This window comes from Roseiarcus sp. (genome assembly GCF_052145395.1).
Classification (GTDB): domain Bacteria; phylum Pseudomonadota; class Alphaproteobacteria; order Rhizobiales; family Beijerinckiaceae; genus Roseiarcus.
Genome location: NZ_JBKQOT010000656.1, coordinates 1 through 5,945 on the forward strand (window position 1 = coordinate 1; position 5,945 = coordinate 5,945).

Annotated in this window: 7 protein-coding genes; 3 read left to right on the top strand and 4 right to left on the bottom strand. The window is 67.2% G+C overall.

Going from position 1 to position 5,945, the window contains the following annotated elements:
- Positions 1-265 (top strand): hypothetical protein (locus tag ACLP25_RS22595; protein ID WP_442471386.1); only part of this gene is annotated, 265 nt, incomplete at its 5' end.
- Positions 266-726: 461 nt separating this feature from the next.
- Here the strand turns inward: ACLP25_RS22595 and ACLP25_RS22600 are convergent.
- Complete coding sequence (locus tag ACLP25_RS22600; protein ID WP_442471387.1) at positions 727-1,926, bottom strand: pyridoxal phosphate-dependent aminotransferase; 1,200 nt, start codon at positions 1,924-1,926, stop codon at positions 727-729.
- A gap of 84 nt (positions 1,927-2,010) precedes the next feature.
- On the opposite strand from ACLP25_RS22600, the gene ACLP25_RS22605 reads away from it, so the two are divergent.
- Both ACLP25_RS22605 and ACLP25_RS22610 read left to right on the top strand, forming a co-directional pair.
- Entirely contained in the window at positions 2,011-2,502 is a 492-nt protein-coding gene (locus ACLP25_RS22605) for a MarR family winged helix-turn-helix transcriptional regulator (RefSeq protein WP_442471388.1), read from the top strand.
- Positions 2,499-3,719 carry a multidrug effflux MFS transporter gene (locus ACLP25_RS22610; protein WP_442471389.1) on the top strand — a complete coding sequence of 407 codons (1,221 nt, stop codon included), beginning with the start codon at positions 2,499-2,501 and terminating at the stop codon, positions 3,717-3,719. The genes ACLP25_RS22605 and ACLP25_RS22610 overlap by 4 nt, the downstream gene beginning before the upstream one ends.
- Positions 3,720-3,744: 25 nt before the next feature.
- On the opposite strand, the gene mscL is transcribed toward ACLP25_RS22610, so the two are convergent.
- The 3 genes from mscL to ACLP25_RS22625 all read right to left on the bottom strand — a co-directional run bounded on the left by mscL (position 3,745) and on the right by ACLP25_RS22625 (position 5,845).
- Positions 3,745-4,167, bottom strand: a complete 423-nt coding sequence (gene mscL / locus ACLP25_RS22615) for a large conductance mechanosensitive channel protein MscL (protein ID WP_442471390.1) — start codon at positions 4,165-4,167, stop codon at positions 3,745-3,747.
- 105 nt (positions 4,168-4,272) lie between these two features.
- Positions 4,273-4,842 (bottom strand): hypothetical protein, encoded by a 570-nt coding sequence (locus ACLP25_RS22620; RefSeq protein WP_442471391.1) that lies wholly within the window; start codon positions 4,840-4,842, stop codon positions 4,273-4,275.
- Positions 4,843-4,921: 79 nt separating this feature from the next.
- Positions 4,922-5,845, bottom strand: coding sequence for a hypothetical protein (locus tag ACLP25_RS22625; protein ID WP_442471392.1), 924 nt, complete (start codon positions 5,843-5,845; stop codon positions 4,922-4,924).
- Positions 5,846-5,945 lie beyond the last annotated feature (100 nt).

Sequence of the window (5,945 nt, forward strand, 5' to 3'; positions counted from 1 at the left end):
TCATGCGTTGCCACAACGTTGCCAGCGCAACGCACGCAGCGAACACGAACATCACATGACGGTCGCCGATCTCAAGTCGGCGCGCGAACGCCCTTCGGTCTTCGCGAGCCGGCGCCTCGCGGAGGATAGCCAACTTGCACTACGAGTTGCGCTTTCGCCAATAGATGGCCAACGCCGCCGTCCCGACCATGACGAGGCTAACAAGACCCACGTCCACTTTGGGCGCAGGGACGGCGCGTACGGGCGTAGGACGCACCGCGGCTGAGGATGTTGTGGATTGCGCGAACGCGGGCACGACGGATAGCGCCAAAAGACACACGCCGCCCATGAGTACAGTTCTAGCCATTACCCTATTCCCCGTTATCCTGCCCGAGTTAGAATCGCGCGCGGCTGACCGGCCTCGGCTTCGCTGCTCATCGCGTGAATTGCAAGCCAACGAGCCGTCCGCGTTCAGGCGAAGACTAATTAGCCAACGCTCATCCTGCCAGCCTTGAGAAAAGCCACTAGAGTATCTTTAGGATTACCCCTTTCATTTGGGCAGCGCACGAGATGACAAGGGAGGGCGCGCGCCATTCTTCAGAGTGGCTCGCGCGCTTTCGCGCTCGACAAACGTCTGGAATCCGCACAATTGAGGCGTCCAAGGCCGCGGTCTGCTACGTCCGCAATCCGTCGACTCCGGTCGGTCGCCGCCGGTCGCCGCCTCGATGAGCGCGGGCCGGGCGGGGCTCACTTTTTCAGCCATCGCAGGATTCGGCGCGTCGCTTCCTCGATTTGCGTCGGATCGCGGGCGAAGCAGATTCTCAGGTGCCCCTCCCCGCCGGGCCCGAAGGCCGAGCCCGGCGCGGCGCCAACGCCCGCCTCGTCGATCAGCCGCAGCGCCAGCGCGCGCGAGTCGGGAAAGCCGTCGACCTGGAAAAACAGGTAGAACGCCGCCTCGGGCTCACAGAATCGGACGCGGCCGGTCGCCGCCAGCCCGTCGCACAAAATGTCGCGCGACCGGCGGAAGCGCTCGATCTGGCTCGAGAGGAACGATTCGCCGTCGTTCAGCGCGGCGATCGCGGCCCGCTGGGTGAAGACCGGCACGCCGGAAGTGGTGAACTGGACAAGATTCTCGATCACCGGCCCGAGCGCCGGCGGCGCCTCAAGCCAGCCGACGCGAAAACCGGTCATCGCCCAGTTCTTCGACAGGGTCTGGACGAACAAAATTTTGTCGTCGAGCGCCATCACGTCATGGAACGAGGGCGCGCGGGCGCCGTCGTAGGTTAGACGGCCATAAATCTCGTCGGCGACGATCCAGAGGCCGCGCTCGCGGGCGAGGGCGAGGGTCGCCGCAATCTCCTCGCGCGTGGCGATGAAGCCGGTCGGATTGGCCGGGGAATTCAGGAAAATGACCTTGGTCGCCGGGGTCACGGCGTCGGCGAGCCGGTTCGGATCGAGACTCCAGCGCCCTACCCGGCCGAGCGGGACGGGGACGGCCCGCGCGCCCGACGTTTCGATCGCGCCGACGAAATTTGGCCATGCAGGCGACGGGATCAGCGCCTCGTCGCCTGGGCCGAGGGTCAGCCGCGTCGCAATCTCGATGGCGTGCATGCCCCCGATGGTGACGAAGAAGCTTTCGGGATTGAACGCGCCGCCGCCCGGCGCCACGCCGTAGACGCGCGTCATATAGGCCGCAATCGCCTCGCGCAGCGGCGGGATTCCGGCCTGGGCGGTGTAGAAGGTTTCGCCCCGGTCGAGCGACGCCTTCACCGCCTCGCTCACTGAAGCCGGCGGCGGCAGGTCGCCTTCGCCGACCCAGAGCGGAATGAGCCCCTGCCGGCCGCGGCCGTAGTCGAACACTTCCACGATGCCGCTCGGCTGAGCCTCGCGGACGGTGGGATGGATCTCGGCGAGCCAGTTGCGATCGGGAGAAGAGACGATGGTCATGGCAGCGCGTCATGGCGGAGCGCCGCACGGCACGCAAGCGGATTTTGATATGTCATTAATTTGGAAGCCATTTAATATTAGGTCATGTCCGACGCGCCGAACAACGATCGCGCCCGCTTCGCCCCACTTGTCGCACAGATCGCGCGAGAATGGCGGCGCGCGGTCGACGCCCGGCTGCACGCCTATGGGCTCACGGAAGCAACCTGGCTTCCCCTGCTCCGGATCGCGCGCTCCGAGACGGCAATGCGACAGAACGAGCTGGCGGCCTCGCTATCGCTGGACGGATCCACGGTCGTTCGCCTGATCGACGCGCTGGAACGGACCGGCCTCGTCAATCGCCGCGAAGACGGCCTCGACCGGCGCGCGAAAAGCCTGGTTCTGACGGCGCGAGGCCAGCGGATGGTCGATCAGGTCGAGCGCGTCTCGCAGGACATCCGCGACATCGTGCTTGGCGACTTTCCCGACGACGACTTCGCGCGCGCCCTGCGGCTGCTCGAGTCCGTCAGGAACCGACTCGCAAAGCTTTCCGACGCGCGGCCCGCGGACGCCGAACGCAAGAGGTCCGCGAGGCGATGACCGCGAAACGACGCATCCTCGTCCCGCTCTGGCTCCTGGGACTGTTCACCTTCAGCGGTCCGGTCGGCATGCACATCTTCGTGCCGGCGCTGCCGGCCGCGGCGCGCGACCTCCAGGCGCCTGCGGCCGAATTGCAGCTGACGGTCAGTCTGTACATCCTCGGACTGGCGGTCGGGCAGCTCGTTTACGGGCCGCTATCGGACCGCTTCGGCCGCCGGCCGGCGCTGCTGGCGGGCCTCGCCGTTTTCACCGCGGCGAGCGTCGCCGGGCTCGCCGCGCCCGATGCGCACGCCCTCATCGCCGCGCGCTTTCTTCAGGCGTTTGGCGGCTGCGCAGGGCTGGTGCTCGCCCGGGCCATCATCCGCGACACCTCCGAGGGCCATGACGCCGCCCAGCGTCTTGCGCTCATGAACCTGCTTGTGACCGCGGGCCCGGCCGTCGCGCCGGTCATCGGCGGCGCTCTCAGTATGCTTTGGGGCTGGCGGACGATTCTTTTGGGCTTGAGCGCGCTCGGCGTCGCCAACCTCGCGCTCGCCTGGCGCGTCCTGCCGGAGACACGCCCCGACATGGCGCACGTCAGCGCTTCGACCCATATGCAGGCCTATCTCGCCCTCCTGAGATCGCGGCGCTTTCTCGGCTATGCCGTCGGCGGAGGCTGCGCCACGACTTCGCTCTACGCCTTCCTGGCGTCGGCGCCCTTCATTTTCGTCGACCGGCTGCATGTGCCGAGCGCCGAGACCGGGGTCTATCTCGCGCTGCTGGTTTCGGGAATCTGGCTCGGCAACCTGATCGCCAGCCGGACGATCATGGCCTTTCCGCTCCGCGCGTTTCTGGTGGGGGCGAACGGCCTGAGCGTCGTGGCGGCGACGGCGTTCCTCGCGCTCGTCCTCGCCGATCGGGTGACGTTGCCGGGCGTGATCGGGACGATGTTTTTGTTCAGCGTCGGCGTCGGCGCGGCGGCGCCGGCGGCGTTGGTGCAGGCGATCAGCGTCAATCCGCGCGTCACGGGATCAGCCTCGGGACTCTACGGCGCCGCGCAGATGGTCGTCGGCGCTACGCTGGTCGCGCTGGCGGGCTTAGGTCGAAACCCGGCCCTTGCTTCCGCGATCGTGCTCGCGCTGTCCGGGCTGATCGCGCAGGCGTCGTTCTGGCTCGCCGCGCGCGAGCCTCAGGGAGAGCGAGGCCAGGACGAAGCGGAAAGCGCCGCGACGTCTTGAGCCGATTGCCGTAGCCCGGACAGGCTCAGGCGCCGCGCTTCGCGAGCTGGTCGCGGATCTCGGTCAGCAGCACGACCTCCGGACTCGGCGGCGGCGGCGCGGCGGCGGCCTTTTCCTTGTCCGAGCGGTTCAGGGCGGTGATCCCCTTGATCAGCAGGAACAGCGCGATCGCGACGATGGCAAAATTGATCACCACGGTGATGAAATCGCCATAGGCGAACACGCCGCCCTGCTTGCGCGCGTCCGCGAGGTTGGTCGCCGTGACGGAGCTCGACAGCGGGAGGTAGTAGTTGGAGAAGTCCGCCTTTCCGGCGATGCCGACGATCGGCATGATGAGGTCGTTGACCAGCGCGTCGACGATCTTGCCGAAGGCCGCGCCGATGATCACGCCGACGGCAAGGCTCAGGGCGTTGCCCTTGATCGCGAATTCCTTGAATTCCTGCCACATCCCCATGTCCACCCCACACTGTTCCGCGCCCTGGCGCTGTTATTGGCGCGGGAAACCTAACCGACCGCGGCGCCAAAATAAAGTGGCCGTCCGGCCGGGGCGAATTCAGCGCTCGGAGGCGTCCGACGTGGGCGCGCCGCCGCCGAACAGCAGCGCATGGAGCCGGTCGGCGCCAAGTGCGAAGCTCAGGTTGCGCAGGGCGAAGAATGGCGTCAGCGCGACGAACATGATGACGGAGGCGCTGAGCAGGCCCACCAGGCCGCCGCCGCCGATGTCCGGCAGGCTATCGACGATCGTGTTTCCGCGGAATACGCCCTCGACGACCTTCTCGATGACGTGCACGACCAGAAACAGAATCATCAGCAGGAAGGATTCGTAGAGGATCGGGTAGATCATTGGCCGCGTGCGCAGCCAGCGGCCGGGATCGAACATCTCGAACAGCATCATCACCTTGGCGAACACGAGCGCATTGATGAAGGCCATCCCCTGCATGCTCCAGGCGATGTCGTGCTGGCGCAGCACGATGCCCTGATTGATTGCAAACACGGCGAACAAAATCCAGAGATAGACGAAGAGACCGACGAAGCGGCGGAACTCCTCAGCAGCCTTGGCCTTCAGAGTGCCGGATCGGGAGCCGGTCCCGCCGGCGGGCGTTCCTGTCGAATGGGCGGTCATGTCGCAAGCCTCCAAGACGGGCGCAGCTTCCTTAGCGCGGACTGCGCGCCCGGGCCAGATCGTCGAGCAGGGGCCGCCGCTACTGCGCCTTTTCAACGGCGGCGCCGGCGGCCGCGGCCTTGGCCTTCTTGCGCTTGGCGGGCTTGTCCGACTTCGCGCTCTTGTCGCTCTTGTCGCCGGGCGACAGGGCTGCCAGCCGGGCTTCGAGGAGGGCCGCCCTCGCCTCGGTCACGCTCGCGGCGCAAAAACCATGCGCGGATTCCTTGACGTAGTCGCGACAGACGTCGTCGCGCTCCCCGGCGAAGCCGCTCTGGTCCCGCACGAGGTTGGCCGCGTCGGAATTGTCCTTGGCGCGCTCTTCGAGCGCGTGCAGCGCGCGAGCCATGGCGTTCTCGGCATCGGCGCGCCACTTGGCGATCGCCGCCGCGTCGGCCTCGAGCGTCGCGCCGTCGGGCCCCCAGAGCCCGCTCGGACTGGTCTGGCAGTCGGCGGCCTTGAACACGCAGGCGGTGATCTGCGCCGGGACAAGCACCGCGCCGTCGACGACGTCGAAGGCGAACGGACATGCCGGCACATCGACCTCGTAACGATCGAGACCGTCGGGCCGTCCGTCGCTGGTCGCTGCGATCGGCTTTTCGCCGACGATGTTGACGACGCAGCGCTGGGAAGGATCGGAGACCCCTTCCCCGGCGAGGCTCAGCTTGTCGACCTGCAACGTTTGGCCGCTGCCGGAGATCAGCAATTGCCCGGTCCCGCCGTTCAGCATGAGCGGCCGCCCACCGACGGACTCGAGGCCCGCCGCGGTCTTTACCGCGGGCTTGCCGGCTCTTGCGCCTTTTTCGGTCCTGGCGCCTGCGGACTTCTTCGGCTTGGACGCCGCCGCCTGCGCTCCCGCAGGCGCGGCCGGCGCGGCGCCCGGCAGCGCGAGCTGGGCGTGGGCCGGCGCCGCAAACGCCACGCCGCCGATGAGGAGAAAAACGCGCCAGATCGTCGGGCGAATCATGCGAGACTTGTAGAAGGCCCGGCGCCAAAGGGAAAGGCGTTTGTTCGCCCCCGCGCTTTGCTCACAGGGCAAAAAATCCGGCGATTCCGCGCCTTGCGCC

What these genes read in the sequence shown, in the direction of transcription:
- ACLP25_RS22600 (WP_442471387.1), bottom strand. Translation starts at nt 1,926, where the DNA reads ATGACCATCGTCTCTTCTCCCGATCGCAACTGGCTCGCCGAGATCCAT.
- ACLP25_RS22605 (WP_442471388.1), top strand. Translation starts at nt 2,011, where the DNA reads ATGTCCGACGCGCCGAACAACGATCGCGCCCGCTTCGCCCCACTTGTC.
- ACLP25_RS22610 (WP_442471389.1), top strand. Translation starts at nt 2,499, where the DNA reads ATGACCGCGAAACGACGCATCCTCGTCCCGCTCTGGCTCCTGGGACTG.
- mscL (WP_442471390.1), bottom strand. Translation starts at nt 4,167, where the DNA reads ATGTGGCAGGAATTCAAGGAATTCGCGATCAAGGGCAACGCCCTGAGC.
- ACLP25_RS22620 (WP_442471391.1), bottom strand. Translation starts at nt 4,842, where the DNA reads ATGACCGCCCATTCGACAGGAACGCCCGCCGGCGGGACCGGCTCCCGA.
- ACLP25_RS22625 (WP_442471392.1), bottom strand. Translation starts at nt 5,845, where the DNA reads ATGATTCGCCCGACGATCTGGCGCGTTTTTCTCCTCATCGGCGGCGTG.